The 25,442-nt window shown below is 60.7% G+C and carries 19 protein-coding genes; 9 read left to right on the plus strand and 10 right to left on the minus strand.

Translation table 11 applies throughout. From position 1 onward, the window contains the following. The 5 genes from CI807_RS20495 to CI807_RS20515 form a co-directional block, all read right to left on the minus strand. Nucleotides 1-479 (minus strand): carbohydrate ABC transporter permease (locus tag CI807_RS20495; RefSeq protein ID WP_177409591.1); only part of this gene is annotated, 479 nt, incomplete at its 3' end. 10 nt (nucleotides 480-489) lie between these two features. Next, a complete protein-coding gene (locus CI807_RS20500) occupies nucleotides 490-1,380 on the minus strand; it encodes a carbohydrate ABC transporter permease (protein WP_032864136.1) in 891 nt (296 codons plus the stop codon). 135 nt (nucleotides 1,381-1,515) lie between these two features. Further along, a complete protein-coding gene (locus tag CI807_RS20505; RefSeq protein ID WP_095015960.1) occupies nucleotides 1,516-2,826 on the minus strand; it encodes a sugar ABC transporter substrate-binding protein in 1,311 nt (436 codons plus the stop codon). Between the two features lie 180 nt (nucleotides 2,827-3,006). Further along, complete coding sequence (locus CI807_RS20510) at nucleotides 3,007-3,912, minus strand: AraC family transcriptional regulator (RefSeq protein WP_095015961.1); 906 nt, start codon at nucleotides 3,910-3,912, stop codon at nucleotides 3,007-3,009. 72 nt (nucleotides 3,913-3,984) lie between these two features. Next, nucleotides 3,985-5,274 carry a glycosyltransferase gene (locus CI807_RS20515; protein WP_095015962.1) on the minus strand — a complete coding sequence of 430 codons (1,290 nt, stop codon included), beginning with the start codon at nucleotides 5,272-5,274 and terminating at the stop codon, nucleotides 3,985-3,987. A 158-nt stretch (nucleotides 5,275-5,432) separates the two neighbouring features. Here CI807_RS20515 and tpx point away from each other — a divergent pair, with 158 nt between their 5' ends. The 7 genes from tpx (at nucleotide 5,433) to CI807_RS20550 (ending at nucleotide 18,265) form a co-directional block, all read left to right on the plus strand. Continuing rightward, complete coding sequence (gene tpx, locus CI807_RS20520) at nucleotides 5,433-5,933, plus strand: thiol peroxidase (protein WP_016980349.1); 501 nt, start codon at nucleotides 5,433-5,435, stop codon at nucleotides 5,931-5,933. Nucleotides 5,934-6,164: 231 nt separating this feature from the next. Then, a complete protein-coding gene (locus CI807_RS20525; RefSeq protein WP_095015963.1) occupies nucleotides 6,165-7,469 on the plus strand; it encodes an MdtA/MuxA family multidrug efflux RND transporter periplasmic adaptor subunit in 1,305 nt (434 codons plus the stop codon). Continuing rightward, nucleotides 7,466-10,567, plus strand: a complete 3,102-nt coding sequence (locus CI807_RS20530; RefSeq protein WP_016980347.1) for an MdtB/MuxB family multidrug efflux RND transporter permease subunit — start codon at nucleotides 7,466-7,468, stop codon at nucleotides 10,565-10,567. Before CI807_RS20525 ends, CI807_RS20530 begins: the two co-directional genes overlap by 4 nt. Then, complete coding sequence (locus CI807_RS20535) at nucleotides 10,564-13,671, plus strand: efflux RND transporter permease subunit (RefSeq protein WP_095015964.1); 3,108 nt, start codon at nucleotides 10,564-10,566, stop codon at nucleotides 13,669-13,671. The genes CI807_RS20530 and CI807_RS20535 overlap by 4 nt, the downstream gene beginning before the upstream one ends. A 134-nt stretch (nucleotides 13,672-13,805) precedes the next feature. Next, entirely contained in the window at nucleotides 13,806-15,215 is a 1,410-nt protein-coding gene (locus CI807_RS20540) for an efflux transporter outer membrane subunit (RefSeq protein ID WP_016980345.1), read from the plus strand. Between the two features lie 152 nt (nucleotides 15,216-15,367). Then, the gene (locus CI807_RS20545; protein ID WP_095015966.1) at nucleotides 15,368-17,464 is read left to right on the plus strand and encodes a bifunctional diguanylate cyclase/phosphodiesterase; all 2,097 of its coding nucleotides are present in this window, start codon (nucleotides 15,368-15,370) and stop codon (nucleotides 17,462-17,464) included. A gap of 54 nt (nucleotides 17,465-17,518) precedes the next feature. Continuing rightward, the gene (locus CI807_RS20550; RefSeq protein WP_095015967.1) at nucleotides 17,519-18,265 is read left to right on the plus strand and encodes an SDR family oxidoreductase; all 747 of its coding nucleotides are present in this window, start codon (nucleotides 17,519-17,521) and stop codon (nucleotides 18,263-18,265) included. Nucleotides 18,266-18,380: 115 nt separating this feature from the next. On the opposite strand, the gene mapR is transcribed toward CI807_RS20550, so the two are convergent. The 3 genes from mapR to CI807_RS20565 form a co-directional block, all read right to left on the minus strand. After that, the gene (gene mapR, locus CI807_RS20555; RefSeq protein ID WP_016980342.1) at nucleotides 18,381-19,790 is read right to left on the minus strand and encodes a GntR family transcriptional regulator MpaR; all 1,410 of its coding nucleotides are present in this window, start codon (nucleotides 19,788-19,790) and stop codon (nucleotides 18,381-18,383) included. A gap of 25 nt (nucleotides 19,791-19,815) precedes the next feature. After that, nucleotides 19,816-21,225, minus strand: a complete 1,410-nt coding sequence (ccoG, locus tag CI807_RS20560) for a cytochrome c oxidase accessory protein CcoG (RefSeq protein WP_095015968.1) — start codon at nucleotides 21,223-21,225, stop codon at nucleotides 19,816-19,818. A 184-nt stretch (nucleotides 21,226-21,409) separates the two neighbouring features. After that, complete coding sequence (locus tag CI807_RS20565) at nucleotides 21,410-21,649, minus strand: DUF3203 family protein (protein ID WP_095015969.1); 240 nt, start codon at nucleotides 21,647-21,649, stop codon at nucleotides 21,410-21,412. 120 nt (nucleotides 21,650-21,769) lie between these two features. On the opposite strand from CI807_RS20565, the gene CI807_RS20570 reads away from it, so the two are divergent. Further along, nucleotides 21,770-22,264 carry an MgtC/SapB family protein gene (locus tag CI807_RS20570; protein WP_095015970.1) on the plus strand — a complete coding sequence of 165 codons (495 nt, stop codon included), beginning with the start codon at nucleotides 21,770-21,772 and terminating at the stop codon, nucleotides 22,262-22,264. A gap of 27 nt (nucleotides 22,265-22,291) precedes the next feature. Here CI807_RS20570 and CI807_RS20575 read toward each other — a convergent pair whose 3' ends face one another. Then, nucleotides 22,292-22,867: a hypothetical protein gene (locus CI807_RS20575; RefSeq protein WP_095015971.1), complete on the minus strand. Its 576-nt coding sequence runs from the start codon at nucleotides 22,865-22,867 to the stop codon at nucleotides 22,292-22,294. Between the two features lie 207 nt (nucleotides 22,868-23,074). Then, on the minus strand, nucleotides 23,075-23,233 hold the full coding sequence (locus CI807_RS31485; protein WP_177409592.1) for a hypothetical protein: 159 nt from the start codon (nucleotides 23,231-23,233) through the stop codon (nucleotides 23,075-23,077). Nucleotides 23,234-23,437: 204 nt separating this feature from the next. Between CI807_RS31485 and CI807_RS20580 the strand changes: the two genes are divergently transcribed. Next, nucleotides 23,438-25,417, plus strand: a complete 1,980-nt coding sequence (locus tag CI807_RS20580) for an alpha-1,4-glucan--maltose-1-phosphate maltosyltransferase (protein WP_095015972.1) — start codon at nucleotides 23,438-23,440, stop codon at nucleotides 25,415-25,417. Nucleotides 25,418-25,442: the final 25 nt, after the last annotated feature.

Below are 25,442 nucleotides of genomic sequence, written 5' to 3' on the forward strand. Positions count from 1 at the left end.
TAAACCATCCACACCACAATCGGCAGGTTGATCAGGGTGTAGATGATGATCAGCGCAATGCGCGTATCCAGCAGGCCAAAGCTCTTGGCCAACAGGTAGATCGGCATCAGTACGCCCACCGGCGGCAGCATCTTGGTGGACAGCATCCACAGCAGCGTGCCTTTAGTGCGCTGGGTTTCGTAGAACGCCATGGAGTAGGCCGCTGGCACCGAGATCAGTAGGCACAGCGCCGTTGCACTGAAGGAAATCAGCACCGAGTTCCACGCATAGCTGAAGTAATTGCTGCGCTCGTTGATGTGCAGGTAGTTCTCCAGCGTCGGCGTGAAGATGAACTGCGGCGGCGTGGCGAACGCGTCGATTTCGGTCTTGAAGCTGGTCAGCACCATCCAGAAGATCGGGAAGAAGATCAGGATCGCGATGGCCCAGGCCAATGTGCCGAGCAACAGGCTTTGCAGGCGGCGGGATTGTTGAAGCGTCATGGCGCGGCCCTCAAGGCTTGTCAGTCAGGTTTTTGCCGATCATCCGCACCAGGATGATCGCCGCGATGTTGGCGATGACCACGGCAATCAAGCCGCCGGCCGAGGCCATGCCCACGTCGAACTGCACCAGCGCCTGGTTGTAGATCAGGTAGGCGAGGTTGGTCGAGGCGTAGCCGGGGCCACCGTTGGTGGTGGTGAAGATTTCAGCGAACACCGAGAGCAGGAAGATCGTCTCGATCATCACCACCACGGCAATCGGACGGGCCAGGTGCGGCAGGGTCAGGTGCCAGAAGATCGCGATGGCGCCGGCACCGTCCAGGCGTGCGGCTTCCTTTTGTTCCTGGTCGAGGGACTGCATGGCGGTCATCAGCAGCAGGATGGCGAACGGCAGCCACTGCCACGACACAATGATGATGATCGACAGCAACGGGTAGTGCGCCAGCCAGTCCACGGGTTCTGCGCCGAAGAACTTCCAAACGGCGGCGAGAATCCCCGAGACCGGGTGGAAAATCAGGTTCTTCCAGATCAGCGCGCCGACGGTGGGCATGATGAAGAACGGCGAAATCAGCAACACTCGCACCAAGCCACGGCCGAAGAACTCACTGGCCTCCAGCAGGGCGCTGATCAGCACACCGAACACCACGCTGATCAGCAACACGCTGCCCACCAGCAACAAGGTATTGGTGGCGCCGGGCAGGAAGCCCGAATCGGTGATGAAATAGGTAAAGTTTTCCAGCCCCACGAACTGGTTTTCGCCGGGGTAGAGCAGGTTGTAGCGGATCAGCGAAAAGTACAGGGTCATGCCCAATGGCACGATCATCCACAGCAGCAACAGGGCGACTGAGGGGCTGACAAGGAACCAGCCGGGGTTGGCCAGGCGGTTTTTGGCGGGTGTATTCATGGTAATCAAGACCGATTAGAGGCAGGTGCGCAAAACCCCTGTAGGAGCGAGCTTGCTCGCGAAGGCATTCCAGGCCCAGTGCGGCTTCGGATGTACCTTTTTCGCGAGCAAGCTCGCTCCTACAGGTCAGGGAGGTTACTTGGGATAACCGGCCCGCTTCATCTCACGCTCGGTGGTGGTCTGCGCGGCGGTCAGTGCAGCATCCACCGTTTGTTGACCAGTCAGTGCACCCGAGAAGAACTTGCCGACCTGGGTCCCGATCGCCTGGAACTCAGGAATGGTCACCAACTGGATACCGACATACGGCACCGGCTTGAGCGTCGGTTTAGTCGGGTCTGCGACTTTCAGCGACTCCAGGGTCACCTTGGCAAACGGCGCCGCCTTCATGTACTCGTCGCTGTAGGTCGACTTGCGCGTGCCTGGCGGTACGTTGGCGATGCCATCGGTCTTGGCGACCAATGCACCGTACTCCTTGGAGGTCGCCCAACTGGTGAACACCTTGGCGGCGTCCTTGGCCTTGGAGCTGGTCGGGATCGCCAGGCTCCAGGAGTACAGCCACGAAGTGCCTTTGTCGGTCTTCTCGTGCGGGGCAAAGGTAAAACCGACATGGTCAGCCACTTTGCTTTGAGTCTTGTCGGTGACGAACGAGCCGGCCACGCTGGCGTCGACCCAGATCGCGCACTTGCCGCTGTTGAACAGCGCCAGGTTCTCGTTGAAACCGTTGCTGGAAGCACCCGGCGGGCCGGATTTCTTCATGTTGTCGACGTAGAAGTTCAGCGCGTCTTTCCATTCAGGACCGTTGAATTCCGGCTGCCACTTTTCATCGAACCAGCGCGCACCGTAGCCGTTGGCCAGGGTAGTGATCAGCGCCATGTTCTCGCCCCAACCGGCTTTGCCGCGCAGGCACAGGCCGTATTGCTCTTTGGTCTTGTCGGTGAGTTTGCTGGCGAATTCGCCGATCTGGGTCCAGGTCGGATGCTCAGGCATGGTCAGCCCGGCGTTCTTGAACAGGTCGGTGCGGTAATAGGTGATCGAGCTTTCGGCGTAGAACGGCAAGGCGTACAGCGAGCCTTTGACAGACAAACCGTCACGCACCGAAGGGAATACATCATCGAGGTCGTAGGACGCCGGCAGGTCCTTCATCGGTTCCAGCCAACCTTTGGCGCCCCACAGTGCAGCTTCGTACATGCCGATGGTCAACACGTCGAACTGCCCACCCTGGGTGGCGATGTCGGTGGTCAGGCGTTGGCGCAGCACGTTTTCTTCGAGCACCACCCAGTTCAGCTTGATCTCCGGATGCTCGGTCTCGAAGGTTTTCGAGAGCTTCTGCATACGGATCATGTCGCTGTTGTTGACGGTGGCAATGGTGAGGGTTTGCGCGCCAAGGCTGACGGCGCTGAGGGTCATACAAGAAAAGGCAAGCAGTGCTTTTGCTGTGAACTTCATCGCGCACTCCATTTCCGCGCCCAGGGGGCTACAGAAGGACGGTTATTGTTGTTGTGTCTTCCTACAGGGAGTCAGGAAGAGTGTGCGGTTGATTACAGCCTTGAAATGGCGATGTGACAAATCCTTGGGCGCACTGGGACTGATACTTTTTTGCACTCTGTCACACTGCGGCTGAAACCTTTAAGCCAGGTTCTGCTCCGTCAGGCGTTGCACGGCGAGGCGTCGGTAGTGAGAAGGGGTCATGCCCTTGAGTTGCTGAAAGCGCCGATTGAAGTTGGAAATATTGTTGAAGCCTGACTCAAAGCACACATCGGTCACGGCCTTGTCGCCATCGGCCAGCAGTTCGCAGGATTTGCTGATGCGCAGGCGATTGACGAACTCGATAAACGTGCGCCCGGTGGCCTGTTTGAACACGCGGGAGAAATAGGTCGGCTTCATGCCCAGGTAGTCCGCCACTTCTTCCAGCGACAGTTCCCGCGCGTAATGCGCAAAAATGTAGTCCACCGCGCGGTTGGTACGGTCGATGCTGTGCTCGTCCGCCAACTGTGGCGTGGTTACCCCGGACAGCAGTTGGTAATCCTCGCAGGCACTCAGTACCTCCAGCAGGATAAAGAAATGCCCCAGGCGCGCCATGCCCTGGGCGTCCTCGATGCGCTGCATCAAGGTCATGGCCTGGGCGATGGTTTTTTTGCAGCGGAATTCGATGCCGTACTGCGCGCGCTCCAGCAACGGCGCCAGGGTCTTGAGTTCGGCGAAGATGTGGCTGCCTTGCTCGAACAGCTCATCAGTAAAATTCACCAGCATGTCGCGCTTGGGCACCACCTCGTCTTCCTCCACCTGGCTGATCCAGTTGTGGGGCAGGTTGGGACCCGTGAGAAACAGGCTTTCCGGGTAAAAGTTGCCGATGTAGTCGCCGATGAACACCTTGCCCGAGCTGGCCACGATCAGGTGCAGCTCATATTCCTTGTGGAAGTGCCAGCGCACCAGCGGGCAGGGGAAACCGTGCTGGCGATAGATGATGGACAGGCCGTTGTGGTCGTCCATCAACTCGTAGGAAGGGTCGGTAATTCGCGTTGCTCGGGTCATGTTGCCGTCGCTTTTTTGTGGTTGCTGCGTAGGATAATGCCCCGTCGCGCGCGCCCTCGCCAGCGCTGGTGTTTATAGGCTGCGGTTTTTTGCCTCGATCCACTGGGACATATACTGCGTACTTTTATGCGCATGGTGGCGCAGCATGCTGCCGGTGAAGTTGTCCCGGCGGTGGGCAGCCAGGTTGCCACGACAGTGTTCCAGGCACGCCACCAACGCCGGCCCGTGGGTGGCCGCGTTGTAGCGTCGGGCCAGCAACCGGCGGCCGTCTTCCTGGGCCTGGGTCCAACGTTCACGATCCTGATACAGCGCCACGGCGGCGGCTGCCAGGGCGGGGGCGCTGTGTTCGATCATGCCGGGCCACGGCTGATCATCACCCATGGCTTCGGCACCGATGGGCGTGGTGATGTTCGGTGTACCGCAGAGCATCGCGTCCGCCAGTTTGCCCTTGATACCGGCACCGAAGCGCAGGGGCGCCAGGCAGATACGCGCGGCGGTCATGACTTGCAGGGCATCTTCGGCCCAATTCATCACATGAAAACCCTGCGCCGGGTTGTGCAATGCCGTGGCCTTGGGCGGGGTATAGGACCCGTAGATATGCAACTGCGCGCCCGGCAATTGCTGGCGGATCAACGGCCACAGGCTGTTTTTCATCCAGAGCACCGCATCCCAGTTGGGCGCGTGGCGGAAGTTGCCGATGCTGAGGAAGTGCGCACGGTCTTCAAACGGCACGAAGGGCTCGGTCGGCGGCTGCAACATCAGCGGGCACCAGTGGAGCAGGGCGGCGGGTACTTTGAATTGCTCGGTGAGCAGATGCGCTTCCACGTCCGAGATCATCAGGCTGATGTCACAGCGGTAGATCGCTGCAATTTCACGCTTGGCGATGTCCGTATCGGCCATCAGCTGGAATTCATCATCCAGCGCCGGCACGAACAGTGCGCTGAAATCCTCGCTGTGGGGATGGGCTTTGAGGTGATCCTTCAGACGCTGCTGGCGCGCGTCGCGAAGGCTTTGCAGGTCGCAGGTTTCCAGCACCCGCAGGGCATCGGGACAGTGCTTCTCGACACGCCAGCCGAACTGCTCCTCCATCATGAAACGGTCAAACAGCACGATATCCGGCACCAGTTCGCGGATAAAATCATCGAAACTGCTGTTATTCAGTTCGATAGCGCATTCGGCGATGCCCAGCGCAGGCAAGTCGGCCTTGTGTTCGCCGATGGTGGCCGGGCTGCTGAAGGTGATATCCCAACCTTGTGTAAGAAAGCTCTCAAGAATTTGCATCATATGCCCGCCGGCAGCCGAGGAACGGGGTTCCGGCCAGACGTATCCAATGACCAGGACTTTGGTGGCAGGGGCATTCATCGACATCGTTTTCCTTGAAGGGCAGGGCGCAAAGCGTGCAATTAAACCATAACCGCCGACATGACAATTTATGTTTGGCGGTAGGTAGCGAACGTACTTTGTGGTTAACTTCGGCCTCTCGAATTCGTTAAACCCAAATCAGCATAAGGATTCCGTTCATGGCTCAAGTCACCCTTCGTGGTAACCCTGTCCAGGTTGAAGGCGAATTGCCGAAAACCGGTTCCACCGCTCCTGAGTTCAGCCTTGTTGCTGTCGACCTGTCAGAAGCGTCCCTGGAAACCTTCGCCGGCAAGCGCAAGGTTCTGAACATCTTCCCAAGCGTTGACACCCCGACCTGCGCCACTTCGGTACGCAAGTTCAACGCCCAGGCCAACGACCTGAGCAACACCGTCGTGCTGTGCATCTCCTCTGACCTGCCGTTTGCCCAGAAGCGTTTCTGCGGCACCGAAGGCCTGGACAATGTGCTGAGCCTGTCGGACTTCCGCAACGCCGACTTCGCGGTCGACTACGGCGTTTCGCTGGCCGACGGCCCTCTGCAAGGCCTGACCGCCCGCGCCGTGGTGGTATTGGACGAGAACAACAACGTGCTGCACAGCGAACTGGTGCCAGAAATCGGCCAAGAGCCGAACTACGAAGCAGCCTTGGCTGTTTTGAAGTAACTGTTTCGGTACGTTACTGTCGTTTTGCAGTAACACGCTTGATGCATGATTGCGGCCTGGCCTAGTCCAGGCCGTTTTTATTTGTAGCTCAGATGCTTAGCGAAACGGCCGATGAACTAAGGTCAGAAGTTAAAAGTTGTAAGCCCAAGGTAAATAGCCGGTAAAGGCGCTTTTCTAAATGCGCCCCAGTGCTTATCTTTCAGCCTCCCAAAGAAGAAGCTCTCGCGCCCAATGGTTGATCACTCCATGCAATCCTCCCCCCGTAAGTCCCGTCGCTGGCTGTTCGGCCTGCTTGTGCTGCTGGTTATCGCCGGCCTGTGCTGGAAGTTCTGGCCCGCCAGCCACAAGGATGGCGCCGCGCAGGCGCCAGCCGGACGTGCCGGCAAGTCGGGGATGATGCGCCCGGGTTTCGGTGGTTCTACCGGCCCGGTGCCAGTGCGTGTGGCGCCTGCGGTGCTGGGCGAATTCCCGGTGTACTACAAGGCCTTGGGCACGGTCACCGCACTCAATACCATCAATGTGCGCAGCCGGGTGGGCGGCGAGCTGGTGAAGATCGCCTTTGAAGAAGGCCAGATGGTCAAGGCCGGCGACCTGCTCGCCGAGATCGACCCGCGCAGCTACCAGAACGCCTTGCTCCAGGCCCAGGGCACGCTGATGCAGAACCAGGCCCAGCTGAAAAACGCCCAGGTCGACGTGCAGCGTTATCGCGACCTGTATGCCCAGGACAGCATCGCCAAGCAGACTCTGGACACCGCCGAAGCGCTGGTCCTGCAATACCAGGGCACGGTCAAGACCAACCAGGGCGCGGTGGATGACGCCAAGCTCAACCTCGAATTCACCAAGATCCGCGCGCCGATCAGCGGCCGCGTCGGCCTGCGCCAGGTGGACGTCGGCAACCTGGTAGCAGCCAACGACACCACGTTCCTCGCCGTGATCACTCAGACCCAGCCAATCAGCGTGGCCTTCACCTTGCCGGAGAACACCCTGGAAACCGTGCTCACCCGCTACCACGCCGGCAACAAGCTGCCCGTGGAAGCCTGGGACCGTGGCGATGTGAAACAGCAGGCCGTCGGCGTGCTGCAGAGCCTGGACAACCAGATCGACGTCACCACCGGTACCCTGAAATTCAAGGCACGTTTCGATAACAAGGACCAGGCACTGTTCCCGAACCAGTTCGTCAACGTGCACCTGTTGGCCGACACCCTGCATAACGTGGTGCTGGCGCCGTCGGCGGCGATCCAGTTCGGCAACACCGGTACCTTTGTTTATGTGCTCGACGGCGATAAGAAGGTCAAGGTGCAGCCCCTGGTGGTGGGGGATACCGATGGCGACAACACCGTGATCAAAGAAGGCCTCAAGGCCGGCGATCGCGTGGTGCTGGAAGGCACCGACCGCTTGAAGGACGGCAGCGAGATCGAAGTGGTCAACGACAGCAGTGAAGTGCCAACCACGCCGACTGAACACCTGCAAGGCAAGCCCGCGGCGAAAGGGGAGACCGGCACCACTGCCGGCAAGGCGCAAAAGGTCGGTTCATGAACCTGTCGCGGCTGTTTATCCTTCGCCCGGTCGCCACCACGCTGAGCATGCTGGCTATTGTGTTGGCCGGTATCATTTCGTATCGCTTGCTGCCGGTGTCGGCCTTGCCCCAGGTGGATTACCCTACGATCCGCGTGATGACCCTGTACCCCGGCGCGAGCCCCGACGTGATGACCAGTGCGGTCACCGCGCCGCTGGAACGCCAGTTCGGGCAAATGCCCGGCCTTACGCAGATGGCCTCCACCAGCTCCGGCGGTGCGTCGGTGCTGACCCTGCGTTTCAACCTCGACATCAATATGGATGTCGCCGAGCAGCAAGTGCAGGCCGCGATCAACGCCGCGACCAACCTGTTGCCCAAGGACCTGCCGGCGCCGCCGGTGTACAACAAGGTCAACCCGGCGGATACCCCGGTGCTGACCCTGGCAATCACCTCCAAGACCATGCTGCTGCCCAAGCTCAATGACCTGGTCGACACGCGCATGGCGCAGAAAATCGCGCAGATCAGCGGCGTCGGCATGGTCAGCATCGCGGGCGGCCAGCGCCAGGCCGTGCGCATCAAGGTCAACCCCGAGGCCCTGGCGGCCAATGGCTTGAACCTGTCGGACGTGCGGACCCTGATCGCCGCGTCCAACGTCAACCAGCCCAAGGGCAACTTTGACGGCCCCACCCGCGTGTCGATGCTCGACGCCAACGACCAGTTGGTTTCGCCCCAGCAATACGCCGAGCTGATCCTCGCTTACAACAATGGCGCGCCGCTGCGCCTGAAAGACGTGGCCCAGATCGTCGATGGTGCCGAAAACGAACGCCTTGCCGCCTGGGCCAACGAAAACCAGGCCGTGCTGCTGAATATCCAGCGCCAGCCGGGGGCCAACGTGATCGAGGTGGTGGACCGCATCAAGGCGCTGTTGCCGAGCATCACTGATAACTTGCCAGCCGGCCTCGACGTGACGGTGCTCACCGACCGCACCCAGACCATCCGCGCCTCGGTCAAAGACGTGCAGCACGAATTGCTCATCGCGATTGCCCTGGTGGTGATGGTGACGTTCCTGTTCCTGCGTCGGGTCAGCGCCACGATCATTCCGTCCATCGCCGTGCCGCTGTCCCTGGTGGGCACTTTTGGCGTGATGTACCTGGCGGGGTTCTCCATCAATAACCTGACGCTGATGGCCCTGACCATCGCCACCGGCTTTGTGGTGGACGACGCGATCGTGATGCTGGAGAACATCTCCCGTTATATCGAGGAAGGCGAAACGCCGCTGGCCGCCGCGCTCAAGGGCGCCAAGCAGATCGGCTTCACCCTGATTTCCCTGACCCTGTCGCTGATCGCGGTACTGATTCCGCTGCTATTCATGGCTGACGTGGTCGGGCGCCTGTTCCGCGAATTCGCGATCACCCTGGCGGTGGCGATCCTGATTTCCCTGGTAGTCTCGCTGACGCTCACGCCGATGATGTGCGCGCGTTTGCTCAAGCGTGAGCCGAAGGAAGAGGAACAAAGCCGCTTCTACAAGGCCAGTGGCGCCTGGATCGATTGGTTGATCGCGCGTTACGGCAGCATGCTGCAGTGGGTGCTCAAGCACCAGCCGCTGACCCTGCTGGTGGCCATCGCGACCCTGGGCCTGACTGTGTTCCTGTACCTGATCGTGCCCAAGGGCTTCTTCCCGGTGCAGGACACCGGCGTGATCCAGGGCATTTCCGAAGCGCCACAGTCGATTTCCTTCGCCGCCATGAGCCAGCGCCAGCAGGACCTGGCGAAGATCATCCTGGCCGATCCGGCAGTGGAAAGCCTGTCTTCCTATATTGGTGTGGACGGCGACAACGCGACCCTCAACAGCGGGCGCTTGCTGATCAACCTCAAGGCCCACGGCCAGCGCGACCTGAGCGCGGCCCAGGTGATCACCCGTTTGCAGCCGGAAATCGACAAGCTGGTGGGTATCCGCCTGTTCATGCAGCCGGTGCAGGACCTGACCATCGAAGATCGCGTCAGCCGTACCCAGTACCAGTTCAGCATGTCGTCGCCGGACGCCGAGTTGCTGGCATTGTGGAGTGACAAACTGGTCCACGCGTTGAGCCAGTTACCCGAACTCACTGACGTCGCCAGTGACCTGCAGGACAAGGGCTTGCAGGTGTACCTGGTGATCGACCGCGACGCGGCGTCGCGCCTGGGCGTCAGTGTGTCGACCATCACCGACGCGCTGTATGACGCCTTCGGCCAGCGGCAGATCTCCACCATCTACACCCAGGCCAGCCAGTACCGCGTGGTGCTGCAGGCCCAGTCCGGCGAAACCCTCGGCCCGGACGCGCTGAACCAGATCCACGTGAAAACCACCGACGGCGGCCAGGTGCGCTTGTCCAGCCTCGCCCGCGTGGAACAGCGCCAGGCGCAATTGGCGATTGCGCATATCGGCCAGTTCCCGGCGGTGATGATGTCATTCAACCTGGCCCCTGGCGTTGCGCTGGGCAAAGGTGTGGAGCTGATCAACCAGACCCAGAAAGACATCGGCATGCCGGTGGGCGTGCAGACTCAGTTCCAGGGCGCGGCCCAGGCCTTCGAAGCCTCGCTGTCGAGCACTTTGCTGCTGATCCTGGCGGCGGTGGTCACCATGTATATCGTGCTGGGTGTGCTCTACGAGAGCTATATCCACCCGATCACCATTCTCTCGACCTTGCCATCGGCGGCGGTGGGGGCCTTGCTGGCGTTGCTGCTCAGCGGCAATGACCTGGGCATGATCGCGATCATCGGCATCATCTTGCTGATCGGTATCGTCAAGAAGAACGCGATCATGATGATCGACTTCGCCCTCGACGCCGAACGCAACCAGGGTCTTGACCCACAGACCGCGATCTACCAGGCGGCGCTGCTGCGCTTCCGGCCGATTCTGATGACCACCCTGGCGGCGTTGTTCGGCGCGGTGCCGTTGATGCTGGCCACCGGTTCCGGCGCGGAACTGCGCCAACCGCTGGGTCTGGTAATGGTCGGTGGCCTGCTGGTGAGCCAGGTGCTCACCCTGTTCACCACGCCGGTGATCTACCTGTATTTCGACCGCCTTGGCCGCCGTTGGCGCAAAGAGCCGCAAAGCCTGGAGCCGGTTGAGTCATGAACCTGTCCGGACCTTTCATCCGCCGGCCGGTCGCGACCATGCTGCTGAGCCTGGCGATCCTGTTGCTCGGCGGCGTCAGTTTCAACCTGTTGCCGGTGTCGCCGCTGCCGCAGATCGACTTCCCGGTGATCGTGGTGTCGGCCAGCTTGCCCGGCGCCAGCCCCGAGGTGATGGCATCCACTGTGGCGACGCCGCTGGAGCGCTCGTTCGGCGCGATTGCCGGCATCACCACCATGAGCAGTTCGTCGAGCCAGGGCTCTACGCGGGTGATCCTGGCGTTCGACTCCGACCGCGATATCAACGGCGCGGCGCGGGAAGTGCAGGCGGCGATCAATGCCTCGCGCAACCTGCTGCCCAGCGGTATGCGCAGCATGCCCACCTACAAGAAGATCAACCCGTCCCAGGCGCCGATCATGGTGCTGTCGCTGACCTCGGACGTGTTGCAAAAGGGCCAGCTGTACGACCTGGCCTCGACCATTCTGTCGCAGAGCCTGTCCCAAGTGCCTGGCGTTGGGGAAGTGCAGATCGGCGGTAGTTCCTTGCCGGCGGTGCGCATCGAGCTGGAGCCCAAGGCCCTCGATCAGTACGGCGTGGCCCTCGACGATGTGCGCAACACCATTGCCAATGCCAACCAGCGTCGGCCTAAAGGTTCGTTGGAAGACAGCCAGCGTAACTGGCAGATCCAGGCCAACGACCAGTTGGAGAAGGCCAAGGACTACGAGCCGCTGCTGATCCGCTACCAGAACGGCGCGGCCCTGCGCCTGGGGGATGTGGCCAAGATCAGTGACGGCGTGGAAGACCGCTACAACAGCGGATTCTTCAACAACGAACCGGCGGTCCTGCTGGTGATCAACCGCCAGTCCGGCGCCAACATCATCGAGACGGTCCGGCAGATCAAGGCGCAGTTACCGGCGTTGCAGGCGGTGCTGCCGTCCAGCGTCAAACTGAGCCTGGCCATGGACCGCTCGCCGGTGATCACCGCGACCTTGCACGAAGCCGAGATGACCTTGCTCATCGCCGTGGGCCTGGTGATCCTGGTGGTGTACCTGTTCCTGGGTAACTTTCGCGCGTCGCTGATTCCGACCCTCGCGGTGCCGGTGTCACTGGTGGGCACTTTTGCGGTGATGTACCTGTACGGGTTCTCGCTGAACAACTTCTCGTTGATGGCGTTGATCCTGGCCACTGGGTTGGTGGTGGACGATGCCATCGTGGTGCTGGAAAACATTTCCCGGCATATCGACGAAGGCGTGCCGCCGATGAAGGCGGCGTTCCTCGGCGCCCAGGAAGTCGGCTTTACCTTGCTGTCGATGAACGTGTCGCTGGTGGCGGTGTTCTTGTCGATCCTGTTCATGGGCGGGATTGTCACCAACCTGTTCCGCGAGTTTTCCATCACCTTGTCGGCGGCGATCATTGTGTCGCTGATTGTTTCGCTGACCCTGACCCCGATGCTCTGCGCGCGCTGGCTCAAGCCGCACGTGAAGGGCGAGATGACCGGGTTGCAGCGCTGGAGCCAGAAGGTCAACGACCGCATGGTCGCCGGCTACGCCACCAGCCTGGACTGGGTGTTGCGCCATCGGCGCCTGACCTTGCTCAGCCTGTTGCTGACCATCGGCATGAACGTCGCGCTTTACGTGGTGGTGCCGAAAACCTTCATGCCCCAGCAGGACACTGGCCAGTTGATCGGTTTTGTGCGCGGTGATGACGGCCTGTCGTTCAGCGTGATGCAGCCGAAAATGGAAACCTTCCGCAAGGCGGTGCTCAAGGACCCGGCGGTGCTCAGCGTGGCCGGCTTTATCGGCGGCAACAACGGCACCAACAATGCGGTGATGCTGGTGCGCCTTAAACCCATCAGCGAGCGCAAGATTTCCGCCCAGGCGGTGATCGAGCGTCTGCGCAAGGATGTGCCGCTGGTGCCGGGCGGGCGGTTGTTCCTGATGGCCGACCAGGACCTGCAATTCGGCGGCAGTCGCGACCAGACCAGCGCGCAGTATTCCTACATCCTGCAAAGCGGCGACCTGGCGGCCTTGCGCCTGTGGTACCCGAAAGTGGTGGCGGCCTTGCGCGAGCTGCCGGAACTCACTGCCATCGACGCCCGTGAAGGCCGGGGTGCGGCGCAGGTCACGCTGATTGTCGACCGCGACCAGGCCAAGCGCCTGGGCATCGACATGAACATGGTCACGGCGGTGCTCAACAACGCCTACAGTCAGCGGCAGATTTCCACCATCTACGACAGCCTCAACCAGTACCAGGTGGTGATGGAGGTCAATCCCAAATATGCCCAGGACCCGATCACCCTCAACCAGATGCAAGTGATCACCTCCACGGGTGCGCGGGTACCGCTGTCGACCATTGCCCATTACGAGAACAGCCTGGCCGACGACCGCGTCAGCCACGAAGGCCAGTTCGCCTCGGAGAACATCGCCTTCGACATGGCGCCCGGTGTGACGGTGGAGCAGGGCACGGCCGCCATCGAGCGGGCGATTGCCAAGGTCGGCTTGCCCGAAGACGTGATCGCCAAGATGGCCGGTACCGCCGATGCCTTTGCAGCCACGCAGAAGGGCCAGCCGTTCATGATCCTCGGAGCGCTGGTGGCCGTGTACCTGGTGCTGGGCATTCTGTATGAAAGCTATATTCACCCGCTGACCATTCTCTCGACCTTACCGTCGGCCGGTGTCGGCGCCATGCTCGCGATCTACCTGACCGGGGGCGAGTTCAGTCTGATTTCCTTGCTGGGCCTGTTCCTGCTGATCGGCGTGGTGAAGAAAAACGCGATCCTGATGATCGACCTGGCCTTGCAGTTGGAACGCCACGATGGCATGAACCCGCTGGAATCAATCCGCAGCGCCTGCCTGTTGCGTTTGCGCCCGATCCTGATGACCACCCTGGCGGCCATCCTCGGCGCCTTGCCGTTGCTGCTGGGGGCGGGCGATGGTGCGGAAATGCGCCGTCCGTTGGGCCTGACGATTATCGGCGGTTTGGTGTTCAGCCAGATCCTGACCCTCTACACCACCCCGGTGGTCTACCTCTATCTCGACCGCGCGCGCCATCGCTTCAATAAATGGCGCGGCGTGCGTACCGATGCTGCCCTGGACACTGCGCTATGACCGATTCAATCAACGCCAATGCACCGCAGTCCCCTATAGGAGCCGGCTTGCCGGCGAAAAACTCACCGTCACCGCGTACTTTCAGGCAGGGCGCGTTTTCGTTGACGACCTTCGCGAGCAAGCTCGCTCCTACAATGGGATTGGCGTTATTGCTCAGTGCTTGCGCTATTGGCCCCGACTACAAACGCCCGGAAGTCGTCGAACCGGTCCAGTACAAAGAAGCCCAAGGCTGGCGCCAAGCCACGCCCAGCGACTCCCTGGCCCGTGGCGCCTGGTGGGAGCTTTACGGTGACCGCCAGCTCAATGACCTGGTGGTACGCTTGAACACGTCTAACCAAACGGTGGCCCAGGCCGAAGCGCGCTTCCGCCAGGCCCAGGCGCTGGTGCGCAGCTCCCGTGGGGCGTTTTACCCCACCGTTGACCTGAGCGCCGGGAAAACCCGCGCCAGCCAGGGTACCGGTAGCAGTAACGCAAGCCTGAGCAGTTCCAGCAGCGGTATTCGCGACACCCTCAATGCCCAGTTGGGCGTGAGTTGGGAAGCGGATATCTGGGGCAAATTGCGCCGAGGCCTGGAAGCCAACGAAGCCAGCGCTGAAGCCAGCTCGGCGGACCTGGCGGCGATGCGCCTGAGCCAGCAGTCCGAACTGGTGCAAAGCTACCTGCAACTGCGCGTCATGGATGAACAGACGCGCTTGCTGCAAGCCACGCTGGAAACCTATCAGCGCTCCCTGCAAATGACCGAAAACCAGTACCGTGCAGGGGTTTCCGGCAAGGACGCGGTGGCCCAGGCACAAACCCAGCTCAAGACCACCCAGGCCAGCCTGATCGACCTGATCTGGCAGCGCGCCCAACTGGAAAACGCGATTGCCGTGTTGATCGGCGAGGCACCGGCCAACTTCAACCTGGCGGTGAGCAAGGACATCCCGGCATTGCCGCAGATTCCGGTGAGCCTGCCGTCGCAACTGCTGGAGCGCCGCCCCGACATCGCCTCGGCGGAACGCTCGGTGATCGCCGCCAACGCCAATATCGGCGTGGCCAAGGCCGCCTACTACCCGGACCTGAGCCTGAGCCTGGCCGGTGGTTACTCCAGCAGCACCTACGCCGACTGGATCAGCCTGCCGAACCGTTTCTGGTCGGTAGGGCCGAAACTGGCCATGACCCTGTTCGACGGCGGTCAGCGTTCGGCGGAAGTCGACCGCACCGTGGCCAGCTACGACGAGACTGTCGCCAAATACCGCCAGACCGTTTTGGATGGCTTTCGCGAAGTGGAAAACTACATGGTGCAGCTCAAGGTGCTGGAAGACGAGGCGGTGGTCAGCAATGAAGCACTGGACGCCGCCCGTGAGTCTTTGCGCCTGACCCAGAACCAGTATAAGGCGGGGCTGATTGCCTATCTGGATGTGGTCACCACGCAAGCTACAGCGCTGAATAACGAGCGCACAGTACTGACCCTTTTGCAGACGCGCCTGGTGGCCAGTGTGCAATTGATCGCGGCGCTGGGTGGTGGTTGGGACGGGCAGACGCCGATCAGCGCAAAGGACTGATTTGGGCGGGGTGAGCAGCCAGTTGATTGACGTCAAAATGCCACTAATGGCCCTCTGATAATTAATCAACTGCTCAAGAATTATTCTCGCTACAATCGCCCGCTTTGCCACCTGGCACGGGCTTCTCAGGCCCGCTGCGCACGAGAAGTCCCATGCTCATCGGTAGTTATTCTCCCTCACTGGTCGTGATCTCACTGTTCGTCGCGATCCTGGCTTCCTACACCGCGCTGGATCTTTCCGGTCGCATCGCTACCGCCAAAGGCCGCGCCGTTTATTTATGGATCGCCGGCGGGGCCATGGCGATGGGCGTAGGGGTGTGGTCGATGCACTTCATCGGCATGCTGGCGCTGCGCCTGCCGTTTGCCCTGGGATTTGACATAGGTATCACCGCGCTGTCGTTGTTGATCGCGGTGTTGTCTAGCGGCTTTGCCTTGTGGCTGATCAGCCAACCCCGCTTGCCGGCCTGGCAACTGGCGTTTGGTGCGCTGGTCATGGGCACCGGCATTGCCTGCATGCACTACACCGGCATGGCCGCGATGCGCATGACGCCAGGCATCGACTACGACCCTGCCTTGTTCGGTGCGTCGTTGCTGATCGCCGTCGCGGCGTCAGGCGCTGCCCTGTGGATAGCCCACAATCTGCGCCGCAACATGCCTTACGTGCGCCTGGCGCGGGGCGGGGCGGCGGTGGTGATGGGCTTCGCCATCGTCGGTATGCATTACACCGGTATGGCCGCAGCACGTTTTGCCGATGAGAGCTTCTGCGGTGCCGCGTTAAACGGCTTGAGCGGTAAGGGCCTGGACAACCTGGTGCTGGTCACGACCCTGGCCGTGCTGGCCATTGCCTTGCTCACCTCGTTGCTCGACGCGCGCCTGGAAGCGCGCACCGCCGTGCTGGCCGATTCCCTGACCCAAGCCAACCAGGAACTGACCCACCTGGCCCTGCACGACATGCTCACCGGCCTGCCGAATCGCACGTTATTGGCCGATCGCATTCAACAGGCCATGCAGGCCGTGAAGGAGCAGGGCGGTTGCTTTGCGCTGATGTTTATCGATCTCGACGGCTTCAAGCCGGTCAACGATGCCTTTGGTCATCACATGGGTGACCAATTGTTGCGCGAAGTCGGCCTGCGCCTGCGCGAAGACTTGCGCAGTCAGGACACCCTGGCACGCATTGGCGGCGATGAATTTGTATTGCTGGTGCAACTGACCCAGCCGGACGATGCCCTTGGCCTTGCCGAGCGTCAGGTGATCCTGATCAACCGAGCGTTCCAGGTGGCCGAGCACGAGCTTAAAATTTCCGCCAGCGTCGGCATCGCCATGTTCCCTGGCAACGGTGGCAACCCTCAGGAATTACTGATGAACGCCGACGCCGCGATGTACCACGCCAAGGGCATGGGCAAGAACGGCTACAGCTTTTTTGATGTGTCGATGAACACCAACGCACGCAAGCAATTGCAACTGTTGCAGGACTTGCGCAATGCTGTGGAACAGGAGCAATTTCGCCTGTACTACCAGCCCAAGTTCGACGCCGTCAGCGGCATCCCGGTCGGCGCCGAAGCCTTGCTGCGCTGGGAACACCCGCAGCAGGGGTTGCTGCTGCCGGCGACGTTTATCGAGCTGGCGGAAAAGACCGGCTTGATCATTCCTATCGGGGAGTGGGTGCTCAACGAAGCCTGTCGTCAAATGAGCCTGTGGTACGTCCAGGGCTACGAGGATTGGCGCATTGCGGTAAACCTGTCGGCATTGCAGTTCTGCCACGCCGGGCTGGTCAAGAGCGTGGCGGCGGCTCTGGAGCGGCACCAGTTGCCGGCCAATAACCTGACCCTGGAAATCACCGAAACCACCGCCATGAGCGATGCCGATGCGAGCATGACGGTGTTGCAGCAGTTGTCGGACATGGGCGTCGACTTGTCCATCGATGACTTCGGCACCGGTTATTCCAGCCTGATGTACCTCAAGCGCCTGCCGGCCAATGAGCTGAAGATCGACCGGGGTTTTGTGCGCGACCTGGAACACGACAGCGACGACGCCGCCATCGTCTCGGCCATTGTCGCCCTGGGCCAGGCCCTGGGGCTGCGGATTGTTGCCGAAGGTGTCGAGACCGACGTGCAGCAGAATTTCCTGACACGGCTGGGCTGCAACTCCCTTCAGGGCTATCTGCTGGGTCACCCATTGCCGGCGGAGGGCTTCATGGCGGATATCCAACGCGCTGAAGAGGCCGTTGCGCCTGACAAAAGCCGTGCGTGACAGGTATTCTTGGATCCAACCCTAAACATCAGGTTGAATCAGGAGACCGCACGCATGGACAAAGTCGTCATCATCACCGGGGGCAGCCGTGGGATTGGTGCCGAGACGGCCTTGCTGGCCGCTCGTCAGGGCTATCGCATCTGCATCAACTATCAGTCCGACGAAGAGGCGGCCCATCGCGTACTGGAACAAGTGCGTGCGCTGGGCGCCCAAGCCATTGCCGTGCGGGCAGATGTGAGCATCGAGGATGAAGTGATCGCGTTGTTCCACCGTGTAGACGCCGAGTTGGGCCGTGTTACTGCACTGGTCAACAATGCGGGTACGGTGGGGCATAAATCCCGCGTGGATGAGATGTCCGAATTTCGCATCCTGAAAATCATGAAGACCAACGTGCTCGGCCCGATCCTGTGCGCCAAGCATGCGGTGCTGCGCATGTCGCCCAAGCATGGCGGGCAGGGTGGGAGTATCGTCAATGTGTCGTCGGTGGCAGCGCGCCTGGGGTCGCCGGGTGAGTATGTCGACTACGCCGCCTCCAAGGGTGCACTCGACACGTTCACCATTGGATTATCGAAAGAAGTGGCGGGCGAAGGCATTCGCGTGAATGCCGTGCGACCAGGCTACATTTTCACCGACTTCCATGCCCTGAGCGGCGACCCGGACCGGGTCAGCAAGTTGGAGTCCGGTATTCCCATGGCCCGTGGCGGACGCCCAGATGAGGTGGCGGAAGCGATTGTCTGGCTGCTGTCGGATAAGGCGTCGTATGCCACTGGCACATTCCTGGACCTGGGCGGCGGTCGCTGAATAGGTAGCGCTCATACCGGCGCCATCGCGGGCAAGCCCGGCTCCCACAGGGGAACGCATTCCAATGTGGGAGCCGGGCTTGCCCGCGATGGCGTCAGTGCAGACGACCGTTAATTCAAAACGACCGAACAATCCGCCCCAGCGTCTCCATTGCTTTCTCCGACGCCTCGGTCCATGGGCTGCCGTAATTCAAGCGGATGCAGTTCCGGAAGCGCTGGGTTGCCGAGAAGATCGGTCCCGGCGCGATGCTGATGCCCTGCGCCAACGCCATCTGGAACAACTTCAACGAGTCCGTCTGCTCCGGTAGCTCCAGCCACAGGAAATACCCGCCGGCGGGTTGGCTGACCCGCGTCTGCGCCGGGAAATAACGGGCGATGGCGGCTAGCATGGCGCTTTGTTGCTCTTCCAGTGCATAGCGCAACTTCCTCAGGTGGCGGTCATAGCCACCGTGCTGCAAGTAATCGGCAATCGCCGCCTGGGCCGGCATCGACGGGCAGAGCGAGGTCATCAGCTTCAGCCGCTCAACCTTCTGCGCAAAGCGTCCGGCTGCCACCCAGCCTACGCGATAGCCCGGGGCCAGGCTTTTGGCGAAGGAACCGCAATGCATCACCAGACCTTCGGTATCGAAGGCCTTGGCGGGTTTGGGCGCTTGTTGGCCGTAATACAGTTCGGCGTACACATCGTCTTCTATCAGGGGCACCTGATGGCCGCGCAACAGTTCCACCAGCGCCTGTTTCTTGGCTTCCGGCAGGGTCGCGCCCATAGGGTTCTGGAAGCTGGTCATGGTCCAGCAGGCCTTGATCGGGTAGCGCTCCAGGGTTTGCGCGAGCGCGTTGAGGTCGATGCCGTCGCGCGGGTGCACGGGAATCTCCACCGCCTTGAGTTTCAAGCGTTCCAGCACCTGCAGGCAGGCATAGAACGCCGGGGCTTCAATGGCCACCAGGTCGCCGGGTTCGGTCACGGCTTGCAGGCACAGGTTCAAGGCCTCCAGCGCGCCGTTGGTGATCAGCAGTTCTTCCATCGGCAGCATCAACCCGCTGACCATGTAGCGCAGGGCAATCTGCCGGCGCAGTTGCGGGTTGCCCGGCGACATGTCGGTGACCACCAGGCGTGGGTCCATTTCGCGGCTGGCGCTGGCCAGGGAGCGGGCCAGGCGCGGCAGTGGGAACAGCATGGGGCTGGGAAACGCCGAGCCAAAGGGCACGGTGTTCGGGTCCTTGATCGAGTCGAGTACCGAAAACACCAGCTCGCTCACGTCCACCTCGGTGGACTCATGCACCTGCTCGCTCACCACCGGCTCGGAAAACGGGCTGGGGGCGTGGGTGTTGACGAAGTAGCCGGAGCGCGGCCTCGCGCGGATCAGGCCACGGCGCTCCAGCAGGTAGTAGGCCTGGAACACCGTGGACGGGCTGACGCCGTAGGTCTGGCTGGCATAACGCACCGAGGGCACCCGCTGGCCGGGGCCGAGTACGCCGGAGCGGATCAGTTCTGCGATGTCGTCGGCGAATTTTTCGTAGCGTTTCATGGGGGCTCAGTCAGTGTGAGTGTTTTTATCGGTTCAACGGCGCTACAAAGCGGCTGTCAGCAATGCTATAGATACCCGGCTCATCCACGTCCGTGACCTTGAAACGCAAGGTCTGCGAACTGCTCGCCGGTTTATCCGCCAGCAATGCCACCGACACCGGCACATCGCTGATTTCCCCCGGCGCCAGGCTGATCTCGGTCTTGCCTTGCAACTGGAAGCCCTCGGCGTCCACCAGTTCCAGGCGATAATCCTGGCGCTGCTGGGTCTTGTTGATCACTTTGAGGCTGTAGATGTTTTCGATCAAACCCTGGGCATTCTCGCGGAACATGCCACGGTCCTTGGTTACGTCCAGCGACACCATCGGCCGTTCCACCAGCGCCACCACCAACGCAGCAATCATCACTAGCAGCACGGCACTGTAGCCGATCAGGCGCGGCCTTAGCAGGTGCGTCTTGCCGCCTTGCAGTTGATGTTCGCTGGTGTAGCTCACCAGGCCACGCGGGTAGCCCATCTTGTCCATGATCGAATCGCAGGCGTCGATGCATGCCGCGCAGCCGATGCACTCCATTTGCAGGCCGTCGCGGATGTCGATGCCGGTAGGGCAGACCTGCACGCACAACTGGCAGTCGATGCAGTCGCCGAGGCCGACGTCGGCAGGTTTGACTTCACGTTTGCGCGGGCCACGGCTTTCGCCGCGGGCCACGTCGTAGGAAATGGTCAGGGTGTCTTTGTCGAACATCACGCTCTGGAACCGTGCATACGGGCACATGTGCATGCACACCGCTTCGCGCAGCCAACCGGCGTTGATGTAGGTGGCGCCGGTAAAGAACAGCACCCAGAACAGGCTGACGCCGCCCATCTGCCAGGTCAGCAGTTCGGTCGCCAGGGGACGGATCGGCGTGAAATAGCCGACAAAGGTCAGACCCGTCAGCACGCTGATCCCCAGCCACAACGTGTGCTTGGCCGAGCGTCGCGCCAGCTTGTTCAGACTCCAGGGCGCCGCTTGCAGCTTGATACGCTGGTTGCGCTCGCCTTCGGTGACTTTTTCGCACCACATGAACAGCCAGGTGAACGAGCTTTGCGGGCAGGTGTAGCCGCACCACACGCGGCCGGCAAACACAGTGATCGCAAACAGACCGAAGGCGCAGATGATCAACAGCGCCGACAACAGGATGAAGTCCTGCGGCCAGAAGGTCGCGCCGAAGATATGGAATTTGCTTTCAGCCAAGTCCCACAGCACCGCCTGCCGATCGTCCCAGTTCAGCCACACCGTGCCGAAAAACGCCAGGAACAGAAAGGTTGCACCGCTCACGCGCAAGGTACGGAACAGGCCAGTGAAACTGCGGGTATGAATCAGGTTGTCGCTGGATTTGGCCTTCACCTTCTTTGGGTGTGTGGGCTCAAAAATTTCCACGGTTGGGATGTGTTCGCTCATGGTCGTTCGCTCATCAGCCTCCATCAGGCGGATGAACTATGCGCGTGGCACTGTTTGCATACCAGACTCAGGTATGGCGATAAAAAGCGGATCAGATGGGGCGGATGAAGATCGCTGCGACAATGTGTTGCACCCCATGGAGCCAGGGGTGCAGCATTATTTTGAGAGCGCTGACACAGATCAATTAAATCAGCGAACCAGGTTCATCGGCCTTCAGATGCTGACGACCATCGTGGGCACCGGCCACGGTCAGGGCATCGGCCTCGGCCTCGGTGATATAGATCCGCTGGGCTGCCAATTCCACGTAGGACATGGATTTAGCCGTGTCGGTAACAATGTTGACTCGGGTTGCCGGCACGCTCTGTTCCTGGCCGTTGTCATCAAGCGTGAAATAGCACAATTGGTTATCGATACGAATAGGCATGCCGGACTCCTTTTTCATGGGCTATGAGGGTTAGGGGGCAGCGATGTGCAACGGTTCCAGGCAACTGACTGGCGGTCGTTGCTGTCCACCTTTTAACGACAATGACAAAGGACGGCACCCATGAACGCCTGGTGGCATGAAGTGTGGCAAACCCTGCAGGCTGAATTCGCCGATATCGGCGATGCCAGGCAGCTCACCCAGATCACGGTACGCCTGCTGATCGCCGCCATCCTGGGCGGCATCCTTGGCTTCGAACGAGAGAGCAAAGGCAAGGCTGCCGGGGTACGCACCCATATGCTGGTAGCACTGGGGGCAGCGTTATTCGTACTTGTCCCGCAAATGTCCGGCAACCAGGCGGACGCCATGAGTCGAGTGGTGCAAGGGGTGATTGCCGGGATCGGCTTTCTGGGTGCGGGCACGATCATCAAGGGTAAAGATGATGCAGAAGGCCATGTAAAAGGGCTGACGACGGCGGCGGGGTTGTGGATGACCGCTGCGATTGGCGTCTCCGCTGGCCTGGGGCGGGAGTCGACAGCGGTGCTCAGCACATTATTGGCCCTCGCGGTATTCAGTGTCATGCCGCGGATCGTACGGTTGCTGGAAAAGGATGAATGATTCGGATCTGTCAGGCGGCGTTTGCGCTCAGTTCTTGTGCTCGCGCCGCACCCCGTCGATTTTCTCTTTGCTCAGCATGCCACCGAAACTGCTGAGTTCCTTGCTAGTCGATTTTGTATCTGCGATCCGCTGCCGGAGGTTGCCCAGGGCTTCATTGGAGGTGCTTAGGAACCCGTACATATCCTCCAGCCCTCCATCAAAGATTTTGGTCAGTAGCTCGAGATTTCTCAGCGAAGCGCGGCGCATGAAATCTTTCTCCAACCCTTCGAAGATGGAGTTCTGGCCTGTTTCGAGCTTGTCTTTGTTCAACAACATGCCGATTTCTTCAAGTACTTTGGCTCGTGCTTCTGCATGGGGCCCCCGCAGCATTGAACTGATATTGGCTGGGGTCATCAGTGGGCGAAGCTCGGCGAGGAATTCACGGGACTCTGCAGAGTCGGGGTGTTCCAATAGGTGCTTTATGTTTGCAGGGGTCAATTGTGTTTTGAGCTTTTTGAGGGTCATGTCCCCTTGTTGATCCTGTGCCTGCGAAGTCGAAGCGGACTTTTCCAAGGTGGATGGCTGTATTGGGTAAGTGGGCTGGTTGGGATTGATGGTCGACATTGCTCGTCCTCGCGTTAAATCAAAAAATATAAAACGCTACCACCCGCAATCAGGAGGGCGTCTACGCATAGGAGTATAAGAGCGGTCAGTTGATTTATCGGGAAGCTGTTTGCTGCCAAGCATGTAAGACGTTTCGGCTTTTCTTGTTTTTTTTAACCGGTAAGCAAGGGCTCGACCGTCAATAACCGAACCCTGCGCCCGTGTGTTTCAGACGATTACCGGTGGCATCGTATTCGGCGGTTCTTCCACCGCAGGCGGCTCGTTGTCCGGCGGTTCTTTCTCTGGAATCGGTTCGGGTTCCGTCGGCGGTAGTGTCGGTTTGTCAATATTCGGGTCCGGCGTTTCCGCCGGGATCGGGATATTCATCGGTGTGGCCTCCTTTGTGCTTTGCTCTATCGGTGGACAGCCGCCGGGGCGAATTGATTCCCCGCCGGATGGCGGCACATCCAGCTGAACTTTTAACCGCAGCCCGGGCTCGGACCTATTACGGCCTCGCTCAGGAAGAGCTCGGCCGCCTCAGAATTCGGATCAAGCAAAGAGCGTCCACAGGGCGTAAGGGGAAGATGCTCGATGACTGCTGAAACAGACTCCTTGTTACCACTGTCCCAAGCACTGTTGTTGCCCAGGATCGCAATCGAAAGCACCACCCCCGTGATCGATGGCGGCGAATTTGCCGTCAAGGTCGTGGTCGGCCAGCGGGTCAATGTCAGCAGCAAAGTGTTCGCCGACGGCCATGACAAGCTGGCCGTGCTAATCCGATGGCGCCCGCTGCAGGACGAAAGCTGGCACAGCGTGGTCATGACCGACGCAGGCAACAACGGCTGGGAGGGCGCGTTTACCGTGGCCCAGCAAGGTCCTCACGAATACTGCATTGAAGCCTGGATCGATACCTTCGCCAGCTTTTGTTACGAGCTGCGCAAGAAGCATGAGGCGGGTGTGCCGGTCAGCCTGGAACTGCAGGAAGGCCGCAGCCTGGTGCTGCAGGCCGCCGAGCGCAGTGACAATGAGCTGCGTGACCGCCTGATGCTGTTGCACCACGAACTCTCCGGCCTGCTGGAAACCGAGCAGGTTGCGCAGTTCCTGCACGAAGACAGTGCACACCTGATGACCCAGGCCGATCACCGCGCGTATCTGAGCATCAGCACCGTCTACCCGATTGATGTGGAGCGCGAGGCGGCGCTGTTTGCCAGTTGGTATGAGCTGTTCCCGCGCTCGATCACAGATAATCCTGCGCGCCACGGCACCTTCAATGACGTGCACTCACGGCTGTCGATGATCCATGACATGGGTTTTGACGTGCTGTACTTCCCGCCGATCCATCCCATCGGCCGTAGCCACCGCAAAGGCAAGAACAATTCCCTGACCGCCGGCCCCGATGATCCGGGCAGCCCCTATGCCATCGGCAGCGAAGACGGCGGCCATGAGGCGATTCACCCTCAACTGGGCAGTCGCGATGACTTCCGCCATCTGGTCCAGGCGGCCGCCGAGCATGGCCTTGAGATCGCCTTGGACTTCGCCATCCAGTGTTCCCAGGACCATCCATGGCTAAAGGAGCATCCGGGCTGGTTCAACTGGCGCCCGGACGGCACGATCAAATACGCGGAGAACCCGCCGAAGAAGTACCAGGACATCGTCAACGTCGACTTCTATGCGGCAGACGCCATCCCGAGCCTGTGGACCGAGTTGCGCGACATCGTCGTGGGCTGGGTGGAAGAGGGCGTGAAGACCTTTCGCGTCGACAACCCCCACACCAAGCCGCTGCCGTTCTGGCAATGGCTGATCAGCGATGTGCGCTCCAAGTACCCGGAAGTGATCTTCCTGGCCGAAGCCTTCACCACGCCGGCGATGATGGCGCGCCTGGGCAAGGTCGGCTATTCCCAGAGCTACACCTATTTCACTTGGCGCACTACCAAGGCCGAGTTGAGCGAATACCTGACGCAGTTGAACGAGTCGCCGTGGCGCGAATGCTACCGGCCGAATTTCTTCGTGAATACGCCGGATATCAACCCGGCCTTCCTGCACGAATCCGGCCGACCCGGCTTCTTGATCCGTGCCGCGCTGGCAACCATGGGTTCGGGGCTGTGGGGCATGTATTCCGGCTTCGAACTCTGCGAGTCGGCGCCGGTGCCGGGCAAAGAGGAATACCTCGATTCGGAAAAGTACGAAATCCGCCCGCGGGACTTCACCGCGCCCGGCAACATCATTGCCGAGATCGCCCAGCTCAACCGCATCCGCCGGCAGAACCCGGCGCTGCAGACGCACCTGGGGCTCAAGCTCTACAACGCCTGGAACGACAACATCCTGTATTTCGGCAAGCGCAGCGAGGATGGCAGCAACTTCATTCTGGTGGCGGTGAACCTGGATCCTTATAACGCCCAGGAAGCCAGTTTTGAGTTGCCATTGTGGGAATTGGGGCTGCCGGACGATGCCCAGACCCAAGGTGAAGATCTGATGAACGGCCATCGTTGGACCTGGTATGGCAAGACCCAGTGGACACGGCTGGAGCCGCAGATGCCGTTTGGCATTTGGCGCATCACCCCATCGTCTTGAACCTTCCGATGAATTTTCCAGGAGT

This window comes from Pseudomonas sp. NS1(2017) (genome assembly GCF_002269425.1).
Classification (GTDB): domain Bacteria; phylum Pseudomonadota; class Gammaproteobacteria; order Pseudomonadales; family Pseudomonadaceae; genus Aquipseudomonas; species Aquipseudomonas reactans.